16 protein-coding genes and 1 pseudogene are annotated in these 17,841 nt (G+C 32.9%); 11 read left to right on the top strand and 6 right to left on the bottom strand.

The features are described from left to right. Genes purC through purE form a run of 3 tightly spaced genes read right to left on the bottom strand, consistent with a single transcriptional unit; the run spans position 1 to position 2,303 of the window. The gene (gene purC / locus L987_RS00935; RefSeq protein ID WP_011303439.1) at positions 1-702 is read right to left on the bottom strand and encodes a phosphoribosylaminoimidazolesuccinocarboxamide synthase; all 702 of its coding nucleotides are present in this window, start codon (positions 700-702) and stop codon (positions 1-3) included. A gap of 4 nt (positions 703-706) precedes the next feature. Next, positions 707-1,834 (bottom strand): 5-(carboxyamino)imidazole ribonucleotide synthase, encoded by a 1,128-nt coding sequence (purK, locus tag L987_RS00940; RefSeq protein WP_011303440.1) that lies wholly within the window; start codon positions 1,832-1,834, stop codon positions 707-709. Next, complete coding sequence (gene purE, locus L987_RS00945) at positions 1,821-2,303, bottom strand: 5-(carboxyamino)imidazole ribonucleotide mutase (RefSeq protein ID WP_011303441.1); 483 nt, start codon at positions 2,301-2,303, stop codon at positions 1,821-1,823. Before purE ends, purK begins: the two co-directional genes overlap by 14 nt. A gap of 204 nt (positions 2,304-2,507) precedes the next feature. Here purE and folD point away from each other — a divergent pair, with 204 nt between their 5' ends. Continuing rightward, positions 2,508-3,365 carry a bifunctional methylenetetrahydrofolate dehydrogenase/methenyltetrahydrofolate cyclohydrolase FolD gene (folD, locus tag L987_RS00950; RefSeq protein ID WP_011303442.1) on the top strand — a complete coding sequence of 286 codons (858 nt, stop codon included), beginning with the start codon at positions 2,508-2,510 and terminating at the stop codon, positions 3,363-3,365. 151 nt (positions 3,366-3,516) lie between these two features. Here folD and L987_RS00955 read toward each other — a convergent pair whose 3' ends face one another. Beyond that, positions 3,517-4,662 (bottom strand): globin domain-containing protein, encoded by a 1,146-nt coding sequence (locus L987_RS00955; protein WP_002483708.1) that lies wholly within the window; start codon positions 4,660-4,662, stop codon positions 3,517-3,519. Positions 4,663-4,907: 245 nt separating this feature from the next. Here L987_RS00955 and L987_RS00960 point away from each other — a divergent pair, with 245 nt between their 5' ends. The 6 genes from L987_RS00960 (at position 4,908) to rihC (ending at position 10,878) form a co-directional block, all read left to right on the top strand. After that, on the top strand, positions 4,908-5,225 hold the full coding sequence (locus L987_RS00960) for a DUF5011 domain-containing protein (RefSeq protein WP_002483709.1): 318 nt from the start codon (positions 4,908-4,910) through the stop codon (positions 5,223-5,225). Between the two features lie 269 nt (positions 5,226-5,494). Further along, on the top strand, positions 5,495-6,616 hold the full coding sequence (gene qoxA, locus L987_RS00965; protein ID WP_037538850.1) for a cytochrome aa3 quinol oxidase subunit II: 1,122 nt from the start codon (positions 5,495-5,497) through the stop codon (positions 6,614-6,616). Beyond that, a complete protein-coding gene (gene qoxB, locus L987_RS00970) occupies positions 6,616-8,604 on the top strand; it encodes a cytochrome aa3 quinol oxidase subunit I (protein WP_037538853.1) in 1,989 nt (662 codons plus the stop codon). The genes qoxA and qoxB overlap by 1 nt, the downstream gene beginning before the upstream one ends. Beyond that, positions 8,594-9,199, top strand: coding sequence for a cytochrome aa3 quinol oxidase subunit III (gene qoxC, locus L987_RS00975; protein ID WP_002483712.1), 606 nt, complete (start codon positions 8,594-8,596; stop codon positions 9,197-9,199). Before qoxB ends, qoxC begins: the two co-directional genes overlap by 11 nt. Next, positions 9,196-9,486: a cytochrome aa3 quinol oxidase subunit IV gene (qoxD, locus tag L987_RS00980; RefSeq protein ID WP_037538855.1), complete on the top strand. Its 291-nt coding sequence runs from the start codon at positions 9,196-9,198 to the stop codon at positions 9,484-9,486. The genes qoxC and qoxD overlap by 4 nt, the downstream gene beginning before the upstream one ends. Positions 9,487-9,969: 483 nt before the next feature. After that, the gene (rihC, locus tag L987_RS00985; RefSeq protein WP_011303447.1) at positions 9,970-10,878 is read left to right on the top strand and encodes a ribonucleoside hydrolase RihC; all 909 of its coding nucleotides are present in this window, start codon (positions 9,970-9,972) and stop codon (positions 10,876-10,878) included. A gap of 52 nt (positions 10,879-10,930) precedes the next feature. On the opposite strand, the gene L987_RS00990 is transcribed toward rihC, so the two are convergent. Together L987_RS00990 and L987_RS00995 are read right to left on the bottom strand one after the other, a co-directional pair. Continuing rightward, positions 10,931-12,106 carry a serine hydrolase domain-containing protein gene (locus L987_RS00990; RefSeq protein ID WP_047502469.1) on the bottom strand — a complete coding sequence of 392 codons (1,176 nt, stop codon included), beginning with the start codon at positions 12,104-12,106 and terminating at the stop codon, positions 10,931-10,933. A gap of 20 nt (positions 12,107-12,126) precedes the next feature. Beyond that, positions 12,127-13,785 (bottom strand): phospho-sugar mutase, encoded by a 1,659-nt coding sequence (locus tag L987_RS00995; RefSeq protein WP_011303449.1) that lies wholly within the window; start codon positions 13,783-13,785, stop codon positions 12,127-12,129. Positions 13,786-14,358: 573 nt separating this feature from the next. Between L987_RS00995 and L987_RS01000 the strand changes: the two genes are divergently transcribed. From L987_RS01000 to L987_RS01015, 4 genes and pseudogenes are all read left to right on the top strand, one after another. Beyond that, positions 14,359-15,651, top strand: coding sequence for an LCP family protein (locus tag L987_RS01000; protein WP_047502472.1), 1,293 nt, complete (start codon positions 14,359-14,361; stop codon positions 15,649-15,651). Between the two features lie 20 nt (positions 15,652-15,671). Continuing rightward, the gene (locus tag L987_RS01005) at positions 15,672-16,142 is read left to right on the top strand and encodes a DUF2538 family protein (RefSeq protein WP_011303451.1); all 471 of its coding nucleotides are present in this window, start codon (positions 15,672-15,674) and stop codon (positions 16,140-16,142) included. 77 nt (positions 16,143-16,219) lie between these two features. Beyond that, positions 16,220-16,642, top strand: coding sequence for a GNAT family N-acetyltransferase (locus L987_RS01010; protein ID WP_047502476.1), 423 nt, complete (start codon positions 16,220-16,222; stop codon positions 16,640-16,642). A 234-nt stretch (positions 16,643-16,876) separates the two neighbouring features. Further along, positions 16,877-17,841, top strand: a pseudogene (locus tag L987_RS01015) (GW dipeptide domain-containing protein); the annotation flags it as partial.

The following is a 17,841-nucleotide window of genomic DNA, read 5'->3' on the forward strand; positions in this document are numbered from 1 at the left end:
TTAGAGTGCCTCCAATTTATTTAAAAAAGTCTGATATGTCTCGATAATTGATCCTGTATCTTCTCGATAAACATCTTTATCAAAATTTGTATCACTTTGTTTATCCCAAATTCGACATGTATCTGGAGAAATTTCATCAGCCAATAAAATTTCACCTTCATTTGTGCGTCCGAATTCAATTTTAAAATCGACTAATCTTAAATTCATTTTGTCCATTAAGTTCACTAATACTTCATTAATTTCTGTTGCTGCTTCTTTTAATTTTTCAATTTCACCATCATTAGCAATTTGAAGTAGTTTAATATGGTCTTCAGTGATAAGGGGGTCGTTCAAATCATCATTCTTGTAGAAAAATTCAACTAATGGTGTTTCAAATGTATGTCCTTTTTCAAAACCTAGTCTTTTTGTAATTGAGCCTGCTGCAATATTTCTAACTACAACTTCTAAAGGAATGATTTCAACCGAATTAACTAATTGTTCCGTTTCAGATATTTGCTCAATAAAATGACTATTCAAGCCTTTAGCTTTCAAATAATTAAATATACGAGAGGTAATTTGGTTATTTAAGCGTCCTTTCCCTTCAATGAAGTCTTTTTTAGCACCATTACCAGCTGTCACTTCATCTTTATATTCAACTCTTAGTACATCAGACGTTCCTGTTGAAAAAATTCTTTTAGCCTTTCCTTCATATAACAAAGACATATATTTATCTCCCTTCAAATTGTTTAAGCAACTTTTGTTCAGTTTCATTTATATCATTAGTTAACACCGTTAAATGTCCCATCTTACGATTAAATTTACGTTCGTTTTTGCCATAGATATGGACATGCCATTCAGGGTGTTCTGCGAATTGATCTTCTAATAAATCTAAATCTCTGCCTAATAAGTTCATCATAATCGCCGGTTTCAATAGTGTTACTTGTTGTGGTAATTGTTGTCCTGTTATTGCCTTAATATGTGTATCAAATTGAGAATATTCGCAAGCTTCAATTGAATAATGTCCGGAATTATGCGGTCTAGGCGCAATTTCATTTACATATAGTTGATTCTGTTGATCTATAAAAAATTCAACTGTAAATGTACCTATAAAATGTATGGCTTTAATTATTTTATTTACTTCATTACGCGCTTCTTGCTCTTTATTATCTTGTACTCGCGCAGGCACGATTGTTTTAAATAGTATTTGATTTTGATGTTCATTTTCTTGTAGAGGGAAATATGTGATCTGATTGTTTGTACCGATGGTTACTGTCAAAGAAACTTCTTTACTTAAGTTTAGGTACTGTTCTGCTACACATTCTTGTGCTTGAATCAGTTGACGCGCTTCATCTAAATGAGTGGCGTCTTTAACAAGCACTTGACCTTTACCGTCATATCCACCGAAACGTGTTTTAACAATAAAAGGATATCCAATTGAATCAACCGCTTTAACTAAATCGTCATAGTCAGTTAATTGGAGGAACGGCGCTATATTACTGCCAGAATCTTGTAAAGTTTGTTTCTCCGTCAGGCGATCTTGAAGTAATTGAATCGCTTGATAGCCTTGAGGAATATTATATTTTGAAGCTAATGCTTGTAATTGATTAGCCGAGATATTTTCAAATTCGTACGTTATTACATCTGATAATGCTCCAAGTCGATCTAGTGCTATTTGGTCGTCATACGCAGCGTTGATGAACTCGTTGGCAACATACTGGCAAGGACATGATGAATTGGGATCTAACACAATCACTTTGTATCCCATTTGTTGGGCAGACTGCGCCATCATTTTGCCCAGTTGACCGCCTCCTATGATACCTATGGTTGAGCCGAATTTTAATTTACTCAAGTTCATCTTGCATATCACTCACTTTCTCAACTAAAGATTTTTCATAATTTTCCAAATTCTTTTGCACTGTTTGATTACCAATACTAAGTATTCTTGCAGCCAAGATACCCGCATTTTTAGCTCCAGCTTTACCTATTGCTGTCGTTGCTACTGGAATACCACCTGGCATTTGTACAATTGACAATAGCGAATCCATTCCTTTTAAACTTTTAGACTCAATAGGAACGCCAATTACTGGTAAAGTCGTCATTGACGCAACCATACCTGGTAAATGCGCAGCACCGCCTGCACCAGCGATAATGACATCATATCCTGCATCTCTCGCTTCTCTTGAAAATTCAAACATTAATTGAGGCGTACGATGTGCTGAAACTACTTTTTTATCATACGGAATTTCAAATTGGTCTAACATCGAACAACTTTCTTTCATTGTTTCCCAATCAGAAGAACTTCCCATAATGACTACTACTTTCAAAATGAACACCCTTTCAGAAATTTGAAATGATACTACTATTAGATGTATATTACAGATATAGCATAACAAGTAAATGATGCTTTTTCAATCAAAAATCGAACTTTAATACTTTTTTTTTGTTTAATCTACGTCTTTTGGTTGTTAATTATCCCATCATTTGTGTTAATGTTAAGTAAAGTTCAAACATTCAAGGAGGATTTTTTCATGGTCGCAAAAATTTTAGACGGTAAACAAATCGCTAAAGATTACAGACAAGGACTTAAAGATCAAGTTGAAGCTTTACAAGCTGAGGGGTATACACCAAAATTATCTGTCATTCTAGTCGGTAATGATGGTGCAAGTCAAAGTTATGTCAACTCTAAAAAGAAAGCTGCGGAAAAGATTGGAATGATTTCAGAAATTGTTCATCTCGACGAATCTACTTCTGAAGCAGACGTTTTAAACGAATTAAAACGCTTAAATGAAGATGATAGTGTGAGCGGTATATTAGTCCAAGTACCACTTCCTGATCAAGTAAGTGAACAAAAAGTATTAGAATCTATTAACCCAGCAAAAGATGTCGATGGCTTCCATCCTGAAAATATTGGTAAGCTTTATATTGATCAACAAACATTTGTACCTTGTACACCATTAGGTATCATGGAACTTTTAAATCATGCCGATATTGATTTAGAAGGAAAAGACGCTGTTGTTATCGGACGTAGTCACATTGTAGGTCAACCAGTTTCTAAATTATTACTTCAAAAAAATGCTTCCGTAACGATTCTTCATTCAAGAACTAAAGATATGAAGCGTTATTTAAAAAATGCTGACATCATTGTTAGTGCTGTGGGTCGTCCTGGATTAGTAACGAAAGAAGACGTTAAAGAAGGCGCGGTTGTAATCGATGTAGGGAATACACCTGATGAAAATGGTAAATTAAAAGGTGATATCGAATACGATGAAGTTAAAGAAGTGGCAGGTGCAATTACACCCGTACCTGGTGGCGTTGGCCCAATGACAATTACAATGGTATTAAATAACACACTTATAGCTGAAAAAATGCGTAGAGGGATTGAATAAACTCGCGAGATAAAGAATCAATTTTTTTGATATTTATATAAATAAAATGCTTTACTGCTTCATTAACAAAACAAGACACGTTAAGTTCAATACGACTTAACGTGTCTTGTTTTTTGTTAATTTATATTATTTCATTCAATCATATAACACTTTATACACCAACACTTAATTTAGGGATAAACGATTCGAAATGAATTTTCGTTTCATCAACTTCCATTTCTTTTAAGGTAGTGATGATAGATTGAAGGAAATTAACACCACCACAAACATAAATTTCAGTATCTTTTGTTATAAATTGATTCAAATACGATGCATCCATATAACCCATTTTATGCTTATCATAAATAATATAATCGTTATTCTCTTTACTTTCAGCTATTGCCTCTAGTTTATTTGAGAATGGTATATCTGTATCATTAATAATATTTTGAATAAATTGAATTGGCGCTTCTGACTTAGCCACTTGATTAAACATTGGAATTAAAGGTGTAACCCCGATACCGGATCCAATAAATAGTTGTGGTGACTCACTGTTGACCACGGAAAACGGACCTACTGGTGCTGATAATTGAATCGTATCGCCTTCTTTGTATTCACTATGAAGTATCGTAGACACTTCCCCTTCATGTGTTGTTGTTACATCATGTTTAACTGCAAAAGTCAGTGTTTCACTATCACCTTCTACAATTGAATAATGGCGTTTAGCACGGTATGGTAGTGACGCACTCTTCACATCGACCGTGACATATTGACCTGGTTTAAATTTACTCATGTCTATTTCATCAGATTTAACTGTAAATGCTTTGATGTCTGTAGCTACAGTTTCTATATTTTTAATTACAAATGCTTGGAAACCATCCCATGCCATTGTTTTATAAATATCTTTTTCAACTTCAATAAATACTTTAGCAATTTCTCCGTATGCTTTAGCCCAAGTGTCTAAGATTGCATCATCATCCGATAATTTTAAAACATTTTGGATGGCAGCTAATAAATTTTCACCTACAATATCATAACCAGCTGGCGGCACCTGTAATGCACAATGTTTAAATGCAATTTCTTTCACAACTGGTAAAATACGTGTCAAATCATCAATATTCATCGCTGCAGCTAATACACTCTGTGCTAACGCCGTTGATTGCAATCCTTTCTTTTGGTTTGTTTGATTAAACATATTTTTTAATTCAGGGTGCTGTGTAAACATTCTATTATAGAAAAACGATGTGATTTCTACCCCTCTTTCTTGCAATACCGGAACCGTTTCTTTAATAATCGCTTTTTCTTTTTCATTCAACATAATAAGCACTTCCATTTCTTCAAATATAGATTTATCATTTCTACTTTATTTTATTACAAATTATTGTATTTCAAAACAAATTTGTGATAAAATTCACAAAAAGTTCATTTTACTTAATTTTAACTAAAAATTACAATTATATTTAAATAAATAAGGTATATTAGGACTATAGTATGATGTAATACACAGCGCATTACAGTATAGTATAGATAAATCAATTAAAGTCTCTTCTTGGAGGTCAATAAATGAATAAACTTATACAATCGTTATCAGCAATTGGCGTTTCTGCAACTCTTGTATCCCCAAACCTAAGTGCAGAAGCCACTGACAATTCAATTCCAGAGCTTAAAGGTACGAATGATACAATCATAGATAAAGGTGAAGAATATAATCTTTTAAATGGTGTACATGCATACGATAAAGAAGACGGCGATTTAACACATAAAATTAAAGTTGATGGTAATGTTAATATCAACCAAGCTGGAAAATACAAAATTGAGTATAAAGTGGAAGATTCAAACGGCGCATCAAGTAAATCGATACGTTATATAGAAGTTAAATAAATTAAAATTCCATACATAGCAAAAACCAAGCTAAATGATAACCTTTATCACTACTTTTTTGATAAAATCACCCTTTCGCCTTAAATATGACACTTTTCACAAAATGTACACATAATTTTAACAAATCTTTGAAAGCCCACCAGACGTTGAGTTTGTTGGGTTTCTTTTAATTTTACAATATTTTTTTTCGCACAAACACTTGTAAATATTGCGTAATATCTTAAAATTGATGTTAAGCCCTACATTTGTAGTATTAGGAGGTCAAAAAAGTGTCAAAATTTAAGTCTTTGCTTCTACTCTTTGGCTCGCTAATTTTACTTAGTGGCTGTTCTAACGTAGAAGTTTTAAACCCAAAAGGGCCGATGGCAAGTGATTCGAAGTTTTTGATTATGTATTCAATTATCTTCATGCTTGTTATTATTGCCGCTGTTCTTATTCTATTCACAGTTTTTCTATATAAATATAGAATTGGAAACACTGATGAATCAGGTAAGATGCACCACAATTCTTTATTAGAAACAATTTGGTTTATTATTCCAGTAATTATTGTAATTGCATTAGCTATTCCAACAGTTAATTCACTTTATAATTACGAGGAAAAACCACAGAAAGAAGACGATCCACTTGTTGTTTATGCTACAAGTGCTGGTTATAAGTGGTTCTTTAGTTATCCTGAAGAGAAAATCGAAACAGTTAACCATTTAACTATTCCGAAAGATCGCCCAGTTGTCTTCAAACTCCAATCAATGGATATGATGACAAGTTTCTGGATTCCACAATTAGGTGGTCAAAAATATGCGATGACAGGTATGACTATGGACTGGACTTTAACAGCTAGTGAAGAAGGTACGTTCCGTGGACGTAACTCAAACTTCAATGGTGAAGGCTTCAGTCGTCAGACATTTGATGTGAATTCAGTAAGCCAAAGCAAATTCGAGGATTGGGTAAAAGATGCCAAAAAACAAAAAGTATTGGATCAAGATACATTTGATAAGCAACTTTTACCAACTACTGAAAACAAAAATTTAACTTTCAGTGGTACGCATTTAGCATTTGTTGATCCTGCAGCAGACCCTGAGTATATTTTCTATGCTTATGATCGTTATAATTTCGTTCAAAAAGATCCAAACTTTAACACTGAAGAAGAACGTACAGCAGATGTGTTAGATAAACCAGATCAACCTGCACGTAAGCCGCAAATCACAAATGCTAACTACGAACGTCATGGAATGAAAGCCATGATTTTAGGCAATAATGAACCATATGATAGTGAATTCAAAGATGAAGAATCACATAATATGGATGAAATGGAAAAAATCTCTGAAGGTGCTAAAGATGAAAAAGCATCTAAAATTGAGAAAAAAGACCATGAAAATGGAGGTGGACATTAATGAATTTTCCATGGGATCAATTACTCGTTCAAGGTAACTGGATGATAACAATGGGACAAATTGGTGCTCCTTTCGCAGTTATTGCCGTAATCGCAGTAATTAGCTATTTCAAATTATGGAAATATCTATACAGAGAATGGTTCACATCTATTGACCATAAAAAAATTGGTGCAATGTACTTAATCTGTGCGGTATTAATGTTCGTACGTGGTGGTATTGACGCGCTAATGATGCGTACGCAATTAGCCATTCCAGACAATACATTTTTAGAAGGAAACCATTATAATGAAGTCTTTAGTACGCACGGCGTAATAATGATTATCTTTATGGCTATGCCTTTCATCTTTGGTTTATGGAATGTTGTCGTACCACTACAAATTGGTGCGCGTGACGTTGCATTCCCTGTATTAAATAACGTAAGTTTCTGGTTATTCTTCTCAGGTATGATTTTATTCAACCTTTCATTTATAGTCGGAGGCTCACCTGCAGCTGGTTGGACAAACTACGCACCACTCGCAGGAGAATTCAGTCCAGGACCTGGTGTCAACTATTACTTAATAGCGATACAAATTTCCGGTATTGGTACACTGATGACTGGTATTAACTTCTTTGTTACTATACTTAGATGTAAAACACCAACAATGAAATTTATGGAAATGCCAATGTTTACGGTTACGACTTTCATTACAGCATTAATCGTTATCTTGGCTTTCCCAGTATTAACAGTTACATTAGCGCTATTTACAACTGATAGAATTTTCGACACAGCATTCTTCTCAGTTGCAAATGGTGGTATGCCAATGCTTTGGGCTAACTTCTTCTGGGTATGGGGGCACCCTGAAGTGTATATCGTTATCTTGCCAGCATTCGGTATCTACTCTGAAATTATTCCGACATTTGCACGTAAACGCCTATTCGGACATCAAAGCATGGTCTGGGCGACTGCAGGTATCGCATTCTTAAGTTTCTTAGTTTGGGTTCACCATTTCTTCACAATGGGTAATGGTGCATTAATTAACTCATTCTTCTCAATTTCAACCATGTTAATTGGTATACCAACTGGTGTTAAAATCTTTAACTGGTTGTTCACGCTTTATAAAGGGCGTATTACCTTCGAATCTCCAATGCTATTCGCATTAGGGTTCATACCGAACTTCTTAATCGGTGGGGTAACAGGTGTTATGCTTTCAATGGCGGCAGCAGATTATCAATATCATAATACTTACTTCTTAGTAGCGCATTTCCACTATACGCTAGTAGCTGGTGTAGTATTTGCCTGTCTTGGAGCTTTAATATTCTGGTGGCCTAAGATGACTGGCTTCAAGTTAAACGAAACATTAAACAAATGGTGTTTCTGGTTATTCATGATCGGATTTAACGTTTGTTTCATACCACAATTCATCCTTGGATTAGATGGTATGCCACGTCGTTTATACACTTATATGCCAGAAGATGGTTGGTGGTTACTAAACGCAATCTCAACTGTCGGTGCCCTATTAATGGCATTAGGATTTATGTTCTTAGTTGCAAGTATCGTATACAGCTTCTTCAAAGCACCACGTGAAGCAACTGGCGACAACTGGGATGGTTTAGGACGTACTTTAGAATGGGCAACTGCTGGAGCAATGCCACCTAAATACAACTTTGCTATCACACCAGACTGGAATGACTATGACACATTTGTAGATATGAAAGAACATGGTCGTCATTATTTAGACAACCATAACTATACAGATATCCATATGCCAAATAATACTCCTGTTGGATTCTGGATGGGAATTCTCTTCACTATTGGTGGATTCTTCCTTATCTTTGAAACACTCGTTCCAGCTATTATTTGTTTAATTGGTATCTTCGCAACTATGGTTTACCGCAGTTTCCAAATCGACCATGGTTATCATATACCAGCGTCTGAAGTTGCTGAAACTGAAAAACGTTTACGTGATGCACGTATAAAAGAAAGGGAGGCTGTAAGTCATGAGTCATGATGCAAACACAATTGATCAACGTTCGCATGAAGGTAATTTAAATAAACTTGGCTTTTGGGTATTCCTTACAGCAGAATTCTCATTATTCGGTACGTTATTCGCAACATTATTAACACTTCAACACGGTGGCGATTATGCTGGAAAAATGACGACTGAATTGTTTGAATTACCATTAGTTTTAATTATGACATTTGCATTATTAATTAGTTCTTATACATGTGGTATTGCAATTTACTATATGAGAAAAGAAAAAGAAAAATTAATGCTGATTTGGATGATTATCACTGTATTACTTGGTATGGTATTCGTAGGCTTCGAGATTTATGAGTTTGCGCACTACGTACATGAAGGTGTTAATCTAACTATCGGTTCTTATTGGTCTAGTTTCTTTATTCTATTAGGAACACATGGTGCCCACGTGTCATTAGGTATTGTTTGGATTATTTGCCTATTAATTCAAGTAGCAATGCGCGGATTAAATAAAGACAATGCTCCTAAATTATTTATAGTTAGTTTATACTGGCACTTTTTAGATGTTGTATGGATTTTCATCTTCACTGCCGTATATATGATAGGGATGGTGTTTAGCGGATGAATACAATAGTAAAACATACTGTAGGTTTTATCGCCTCAATCGTTTTAACGATCTTAGCTGTATTTGTAACTTTATACACATCTATGGCACTTAATGCTAAGATTACCATCATCTTTGGTTTTGCTTTTATACAAGCTGCAGTTCAATTATTAATGTTCATGCACTTAACTGAAGGTAAAGATGGTAATTTACAAACCTTTAAAGTTTTATTTGCGATTATCATTACTTTAATTACTGTTATCGGTACTTATTGGGTAATGCAAGGTGGACACTCAAGCCACTTATAATCAATATAGACTTCTCTTCTGAGAAGCCTTAGAACAAAGAGACCCCCCTACGCATTTATTTGTGTAGGGGGGTCTCTTTATATATTGATTTCGTTAATTTCAAAATATGTATGTTTTGTTGTTATAAATTTTTCGTATGAAAAGAAAGCACTAAATTAATCGTTTATATTAACTATGGTAAATCAAACATGCAACTGACCGTCACTTTTCCTTCTTCATATCCCCCCTATTTTCAAATAGTATTTTCATTAGATGACGCCGATTTCTAAAAAAAATACTTCACGAATATTAAAAACTAACCTAGATTATTCAAAATAAATACTAATAAACTAAACTTAGGCTCTATGGAATGTCTTTACAACATTATTTCCTCATATTTCTATCAATAGTCGCTTAATTTTTCAATTGCTATACAACATTTTCTAGGTAAAACAATGTACACTATATTTAAATGATTATTTATTTTTAGGAGGAAATTCAATTATGAAACAACCTATTATCATAGATTCAGATCCTGGAATTGATGATGCTGCTGCGATTAGCATTGCATTAAATCATCCTAATTTTGATTTGCGAATGATTACTACAGTTAATGGAAATGTAGGTATTGAAAAAACAACTGCGAACGCTTTGAAACTTAAACGTTTTTTCTCGAGTACCGTTCCTGTACATAGAGGTTCCTCTCAACCATTATTATCAGAAATCGTAGATGCTAGTGCAGTACATGGTGAATCTGGGATGGAAGGATATGATTTTCCTAAGATTAATTACAATGATTTATCATCCACTCATGCTGTAGAAGCCATGCGCAAAGAACTTCAATCAAGTGAAGACCCTATTACTTTAATACCAATAGGACCTTTAACAAATATTGCCCTATTACTCTCAACCTATCCAGAAGTAAAAGATTATATTAAAGAAATTGTATTAATGGGTGGTTCGGCAGCTCGAGGCAATGTCACACCATTAGCAGAATTTAATATTTATTGTGATCCAGAAGCAGCACACATTGTATTTAACTCTGGATTACCAATTACAATGGTTGGCTTAGATGTAGCTAGAAGTTCTACACTTAGTCACGCAACGGTGAATGAATTACAAAGTTTAAACAAAACCGGTGACATGTTGCATCAACTTTTCAAACATTATAAAGGCGACGATTTTGAAAAAGGAATCAATGTCTATGATGCATATACGATACTTTATTTATTACATCCTGAAAAATTTGATGTGAAAGAGGCAGATGTACAAATTGAGACCACTGGAACACTTACAAAAGGTGCAACTGTCACAGATTTTAACACGCACTTCCCTAACTGCTCAGTTGTTATGTCTATCGAAACAAACGATTTCAAAAAACTATTTATTGAAGCTTTAAAATACTGTATATAATCTTAGTAAAAAACACACGCCCATTTCCATGGCGTGTGTTTTAAAATTTCAATTAATATGATTTACCCACATGATTATAAGGTCCACCCTGTTTTAAAATCTGATTGTAAATATGTTGGATTTTCTGTTCATTATTTACGTCACTATTTTCATAATTAGTTCCTAGGATTACAATATACTTGTCATTAAAATATGACGTAAAAACTTGACCAAAAAAACCACCATTAATTCTATTTTTATCTGCAAAGGAATAAAACCCATAGCGATAAGGTTGAGGATATTTAGACGTCTTACTCTCATGTATCAGTGGTTTTGATATATGGCTGTTTAATATTCTATTATTTTGTAATCCTAAAATCAATTTTCCCATATCACTCGGCGTCATGTACAAATTACCCGCCCCATAATACTGTTCTAAAACGTTGGGATACTGTTGTAGTGGTTTGCCAGATTTACCATCCTTTTTATAACCCTTAGCCATATATGCTTGAAAATTTGAATTATCGAAAAATGCAGTGAAATTTAAATGTTGCGGTTTTGAAATTCTATCCTCAAAATTTTTCTTATACGACTTGTTTGTCACTTCTTCAATCACACGCGATAATACTAAATAATTTCCGTCGTTGTACCTATTTTTATTGTAAAATTTAGGCTCAATGCCTTTTTGTTGAACTGCATGTACCGCTTCGTTTAAATTTTTATAATTTGGAGAAGCTTTATATTTAAACAATCCACTTTTATGCAACATGAGTTGATTTAAAGTAATTGGCTGCTTCATTTTAAACCATGGCAAATATTTAGTTACAGAATCGTTCATGTTAATTTTATTTTCGCTTTCTAATTGTTTCAACATTAATCCTGTTGCAAACTTTTGAGAAGATCCAATTAAATATAAAGTATCTGCTTGATTCTGTTTATTTTCTTGAATGTTTTGCAAACCGTATCCTTTATTTAATTTGAGTTGACCATTTTCGAACACAGCTGCAGTACCGTTAAATTTAACTTGTTCAAGATATTGATTAATCTGCATCATCTGTGGATTTTGATTATCGACAATAGTCTGTAAATGTCCCATTTGTTTATTCGTAGTTTCTTGTTTCGTCTCATTTTGTACCATTGGCGTTTCTTGATGACTACGATGATATAGCTTATAGGCGATTGTAATAATAATTACTATTAATAATATAATTAAAATGATTGTTATTTTTTTGATTATCTTTGTTGTCATAATGTTGCCTCTATATTTGTTTAAACTATATTATTAATATAGTTTGCTTCAAACTGTTGTGTAATTTCATCAATATTTTCAACTTCAAGTGAAAAATATAATTTAATTTTTGGCTCTGTACCAGAAGGTCTTAACGCAATAAAACCATTTTCAAAAATAAATCTAATTAAATTTGTCTTTGGTAATGTTAATTTCTCAGTATGACCTGTTATCATGTCTCTAACTTCTCCAACATGATAGTCCTCAATTTTTAGTACATCCATACCACATATAGAAAATACCTGTTCATTTCTAAATTGCGACATAATACTTTCTATTTTTTTAACGCCGGCTTTTCCTTCAAATGTAGGCGCAAGTGTTCTGTCCTTGAAATAACCGATATTTTCGTAAATATCTTCAATTGTTTCCTTAAATGTTATACCGTTTTTATCAAGTAAATTCTTATATTTAACTAATAATGGTACCATTTGTATAGCATCTTTATCTCTTGAAATAGGTTGTGCTAAGTACCCATGACTTTCTTCAAATGCAAGCAGTAATTGCTTATCATCATCTTTCTGTTTGTGTTCTATTAAATCTGAAATGAATTTAAAACCTGTCAGAACATCGTTAACTTCTACATTGAGAGATGTTGCTAACCTTTCTGCTAGCTCGCTCGTAACTATTGATTTGATCATATATTGCGGCGTACTATCTTCAGTTAAATCTTGGAACCTTAATTTCATTAATAATAGCCCTATTTCATTGCCATTAAAATATCTAAAATCATTATCACCATAACGTTCTATAAATCCTAATCGATCCGCATCAGGATCAGTTGCAATAATAAGCTGTGCATCTGTTTTATCTGCTAGCTGTTTGCCAAGTGTAAAAGCTGCTTCATCTTCAGGATTAGCAATAGCTACTGTTGGAAAATTACCATTAGGTTCTGACTGTTCTTTTTCTATAACAAAATTATGATAATCTAATTCAGTTAAAATGTCAGATACCAAAGGTAGGCTCGTACCATGTAAACTCGTCAATATGACTTTTGCGTCATGTGCATCTATTGATCCTACTAATGACTTAACTTCTTTTTTATAACTTTCTGTTACTTCATTCGACATATATTTTATTTTACCGTTTTCTACGAACGCATTAAAATCACCTTTTTCAATATTTAATGGTGTTTCAATTGAATTTATATATTCACTTAATTGCTCTGAAGCTTCAGGTAATAATTGTCCACCCTTTTCATTATAAATCTTTATACCATTATAATTTTTAGGATTATGACTTGCTGTAATCATGATGCCTGCATTTACTTGTAGATGTCTTACGGCAAAGGATAATTCTGGTGTCGATTTATAATTGTCTGAAATAATAGCTGTGATACCATTATTTGCCAACACACTTGCCATCTCTTGTGAAAATGCTTTTGATAAAAATCTTGTATCAAAATGTATGACAACAGATGCGTCATCAACATTATGATTTAAATATTGAGCTAAACCTAGCGCTACTTTGCGGACTGTAAAAGCATTTAACCTTGCTGGTCCTAAACCAAATGTACTTCTAATACCTGCAGTACCAAATGATAAGACCCCTTCAAAACCAGCATTCTGTTCTTCTTCTGTTTGTGTTTCGTAAAAATCCTTTACTAAACTTTCATTTATATTTTCTAACCAAAGTGCTTTCACTATAATATTTCCTCCTCAAATCATTCATTCCTAGTACGTTTATTATATCTTTATGCTGGAATATGATTAAATTTGTTTCAACACTTGCTATAATTAAGTATAAAGGCAATCTAAAATTTCTAACATCTTTTAATTATAATCATCTACAAGATGATATTTCCAATATATATTATATCCTATGTCTTTAAATAAATCATATTTTATCAAATGACATTATTGTAATACTATTTTTATATTTATTAACCTTTCCACTTTCAATGATTTAAATCATTTCATAAATGATGATTTGATTAAATACAATCATATTTACTTAATCATACATGACAAGTGCATTGTATATTTATGATTAACACATAACTTCTGCGTGCATATTGTTTCATCATTTTATTACACATTGCCAATAAAATTACAATTAACAACTTCATAGTTGATATTTTTTAGTGATAGTAATAAAATTATAATTTATAGTGCATTTTCTTCTTTACAAATAATTTACAAAGTTAAAAAGAAGTATAATCAAAATATAAATATAGTTACATGTACAAAAAATCTAATAATTTGGGAGCTTCAAACATGAATAAATTTTTAAAATATTTCTTAATATTTCTTTCATTAGTTCTTGTCGTTGTTCCAATTATTTTTGCGATCATATTGCTAAAATCTTCTCAAGGCGCTTTTGAGTCTTCCTTTAATGATAGTGATTCCTCTAGGAAGTCAAATATACGTGACTCTAAAGTAAATCCTTCAAAAGATCCTATATCTATCCTATTTTTGGGAATTGATGATAATAGTGGCCGTGAAAAAAATGGACAAACAGCTGAAAAATCTAGAACCGATGCAATGATATTATCTACTTTTAATGCAGATAAGGAACAAATTAGAATGTTAAGTATTCCGCGTGATACAATCAGCTACATACCAAAAGTTGGTTATTATGATAAAATTACGCATGCACATGCATACGGAGGCCCTACTGCTTCAATGGACTCAGTAGAGGCTACATTAGATTTACCAGTCGATTACTATGTCAGAATTAATATGGAAGCGTTTGTTGATGCAGTTGATGAATTGGGCGGCATTAAATATGACGTCCCTTACAACATTAATGAACCAAATACAAACGATACTGGTAAAATTAAAGTCAAAAAAGGCTATCAAAATCTTAATGGCGATGAAGCATTGGCTGTAGCTAGAACACGTCATCAAGACTCAGATTTAAAACGTGGTCAGAGACAAATGGATTTAATTAAAAAACTATTTGCAAAAGCACAAAAAGCAGACTCATTTAATAAACTAGATGATGTTGTTGAAATTGTCGGAAAAAATGCCAAACATAATTTAAGTTATGATGAAATAAAAGTACTTGCTACTTCTTATTTAAAAGATGATATAAAAATAAAAAGTTCACAACTTGAAGGTGACGATGATTATTTAAATGGCATTTATTACTATAATCCAGATATAAAAAATATCCTGTCAACGACAAATATGTTGCGAAGTGACTTAGATTTACCTAAAATTAAAGATAAAGATGAATTATTAAATCAACGCGTGATTGATTATTATGGTACACTCGTACCATTAACCGAGTTAGATGATAGTCTTCTAACGAAATCACAAAAAGATACCTCGGAAGATGAAAATAGTAATGAAAATCAATCAAATGAGAATGACAATAGCAACTCAAAAACAAATAACGCTGAAGATTATAATAATCAGCAACAAACGGATCAGTTTGGTAACGAACAAAATAACGTGAATCAACCCCAGAACGATTCTAATCAACAACAAAACGATCCTAACCAACAGCAAATTGATCCAAACCAACAACAGAACGCTCAAGAAGTACCAACGAATCAATATTAATCTAGAAAGGAGCTCGTAATATGTCACGCAAAACTTATGAAAAACTAGCACATGTGAATGGCATGTTTAATGTTTTAGAGCAGCAATTGATTCATAGCAAAGATATGGCGCTATTCAGAAATGAATTTTTCTACGTTAATCATGAACATCGTGAGAATTATGAGGCCTTACGCATTTACTATAAAGATAGTGACCTTAATCCTGTAGTTGATGGTGCGTGTTACATCGTTGCACTCCCAGAAATATTTGAAAAAGTTGATGTTTTTGAATCTGAGTTACCATTTACTTGGGTATATGATCAAAATGGTATCACTGATACTATGAAGCAAATCAGTGTACCTATCCAATACTTGATTGCTGCAGCGTTAGAAGTAACCGATGTAAACCTATTCAAACCTTCTGGCTTTACCATGGGAATGAATAACTGGAATATTGCACAAATGCGTATTTTTTGGCAGTATACAGCAATCGTAAGAAAAGAAGCACAATAAATTCAAATAACTCTACCCTACCATCTATTTTATGGTAGGGTATTTTTAATATCTAAAATGAGAAAAGAGGTAAATATATGTTTAATATTGTGACTACACCTAAAATGATGGACGATGCATTAGAAATTCGTAAAGAAGTATTTGTGAAAGAACAAGGTGTTCCATTAGAAAATGAAATTGATCAATTTGAAGACGTTGCCACTCATGTCATTGGTTATGATTCAAATCATATACCTTTTGCTACTGGAAGATTTCGTCCTGTAAATGATAGTGTAAAAATAGAACGTGTAGCTGTTAGAGCGACGCACCGTAAATCAGGATATGGTCAATTACTTATGCAATTTCTTGAAACATCTGCAAGACAACAAGGTTATAGTAAATTGGCGTTAAATGCACAATATCATGCCAAGTCCTTTTATGAAGCGCTTGGTTATAAATCTATTGGTGATATCTTTATGGAAGAAAATATCGAACACATTGCTATGACAAAAATAATTTAAAAATTTTTCATCCGAATATTACAGTTATTCTTCATTTAAATTTTGTAATATTTCAGAAAGTGTAATATTTTAATATAATGTAAATTAGGCGTTATAACGCTTTTCTATTAGCTTTATAATTTTTTAATACTGGCTTTAGATTAATTTTATATTACAAAACAGTAAAAACCAGCCTCTAGGTCTTTCGTCGTATTATAATAGGATACAAATATATATAGTTAAAGGGGCAGTTAAATGGCTAAGAAAAAGAACACTTATAAGGTACCTTCGATTGTAGCACTTACATTAGCAGGTACAGCTTTGACAACTCATCATGCTCAAGCAGCAAGTAATACACAAGATCAAACTCCGAATAAAAATGTATTGGATGACGAAAAAGCACTTAACCAAAGTGAACAAATTAAATCTGAAATTAGCAAACCAACAACTAACATTTCAGGTACACAAACATACCAAGACCCTACACAAGTAAAAGATGCATCTTCAAATGAAGATACAAATTATGATGCGCAGTTAGATGAGTTGAATGATCAAACTTCTGAACAAACATCAAATCAAGATACATATAATCAGGAAACAGACGTTCAAGAAGATCAACAAGATGTTTCATCAGATAATGACACGAAATCTTTAGATACTGAGCAAACTTCTGTTGAAGATAACAACCAAGAGAATGAAGAAAACAACACTGACTCAATACAATCAGAAACAAATTCAACTAATGAAGCATCACAGACATCTAATGATGTGAGTTCGAATGCTGAAGAAACAAATACAGATGAAAATTCGTCTGATGTAGCAAATCAAAATGAACCTGTTGCTCAAAATGACAAAGCAGAAACTTCTAATGAAGACGTTGCTTCTTCTGACGTTAAGCAAGACGGCACTCATAGTGACGCTAACACTTCTGATGTAGCAGATAAAAATGAATCTGAAACTCAAGATGACAAAGCAGAAACTTCTAATGAAGACGTTGCTTCTTCGTACTTTAAACAAGACGACACTCAAAGTGACGATAACGCTTCTGATGATGTAAAAGATCAAAACGAATCTGAGACTCAAAATGATAAAGCAGAATCTTCTAATGAAGATGACGTTGCTTCTTCTGATGTTAAGCAAGACGACACTCATAGTGACGCTAACACTTCTGATGTAGCAGATCAAAATGAATCTGAAACTCAAGATGACAAAGCAGAAAC

This window comes from Staphylococcus sp. ZWU0021, assembly GCF_000798895.1.
Taxonomy (GTDB): domain Bacteria; phylum Bacillota; class Bacilli; order Staphylococcales; family Staphylococcaceae; genus Staphylococcus; species Staphylococcus saprophyticus.

Bases quoted from the DNA above. Each gene is read 5' to 3' on its own strand.
- purC (WP_011303439.1), bottom strand. From the start codon at position 702: ATGTCTTTGTTATATGAAGGAAAGGCTAAAAGAATTTTTTCAACAGGA.
- purK (WP_011303440.1), bottom strand. From the start codon at position 1,834: ATGAACTTGAGTAAATTAAAATTCGGCTCAACCATAGGTATCATAGGA.
- folD (WP_011303442.1), top strand. From the start codon at position 2,508: ATGGTCGCAAAAATTTTAGACGGTAAACAAATCGCTAAAGATTACAGA.
- L987_RS00955 (WP_002483708.1), bottom strand. From the start codon at position 4,662: ATGTTGAATGAAAAAGAAAAAGCGATTATTAAAGAAACGGTTCCGGTA.
- L987_RS00960 (WP_002483709.1), top strand. From the start codon at position 4,908: ATGAATAAACTTATACAATCGTTATCAGCAATTGGCGTTTCTGCAACT.
- qoxB (WP_037538853.1), top strand. From the start codon at position 6,616: ATGAATTTTCCATGGGATCAATTACTCGTTCAAGGTAACTGGATGATA.
- qoxC (WP_002483712.1), top strand. From the start codon at position 8,594: ATGAGTCATGATGCAAACACAATTGATCAACGTTCGCATGAAGGTAAT.
- qoxD (WP_037538855.1), top strand. From the start codon at position 9,196: ATGAATACAATAGTAAAACATACTGTAGGTTTTATCGCCTCAATCGTT.
- rihC (WP_011303447.1), top strand. From the start codon at position 9,970: ATGAAACAACCTATTATCATAGATTCAGATCCTGGAATTGATGATGCT.
- L987_RS00990 (WP_047502469.1), bottom strand. From the start codon at position 12,106: ATGACAACAAAGATAATCAAAAAAATAACAATCATTTTAATTATATTA.
- L987_RS01000 (WP_047502472.1), top strand. From the start codon at position 14,359: ATGAATAAATTTTTAAAATATTTCTTAATATTTCTTTCATTAGTTCTT.
- L987_RS01005 (WP_011303451.1), top strand. From the start codon at position 15,672: ATGTCACGCAAAACTTATGAAAAACTAGCACATGTGAATGGCATGTTT.
- L987_RS01010 (WP_047502476.1), top strand. From the start codon at position 16,220: ATGTTTAATATTGTGACTACACCTAAAATGATGGACGATGCATTAGAA.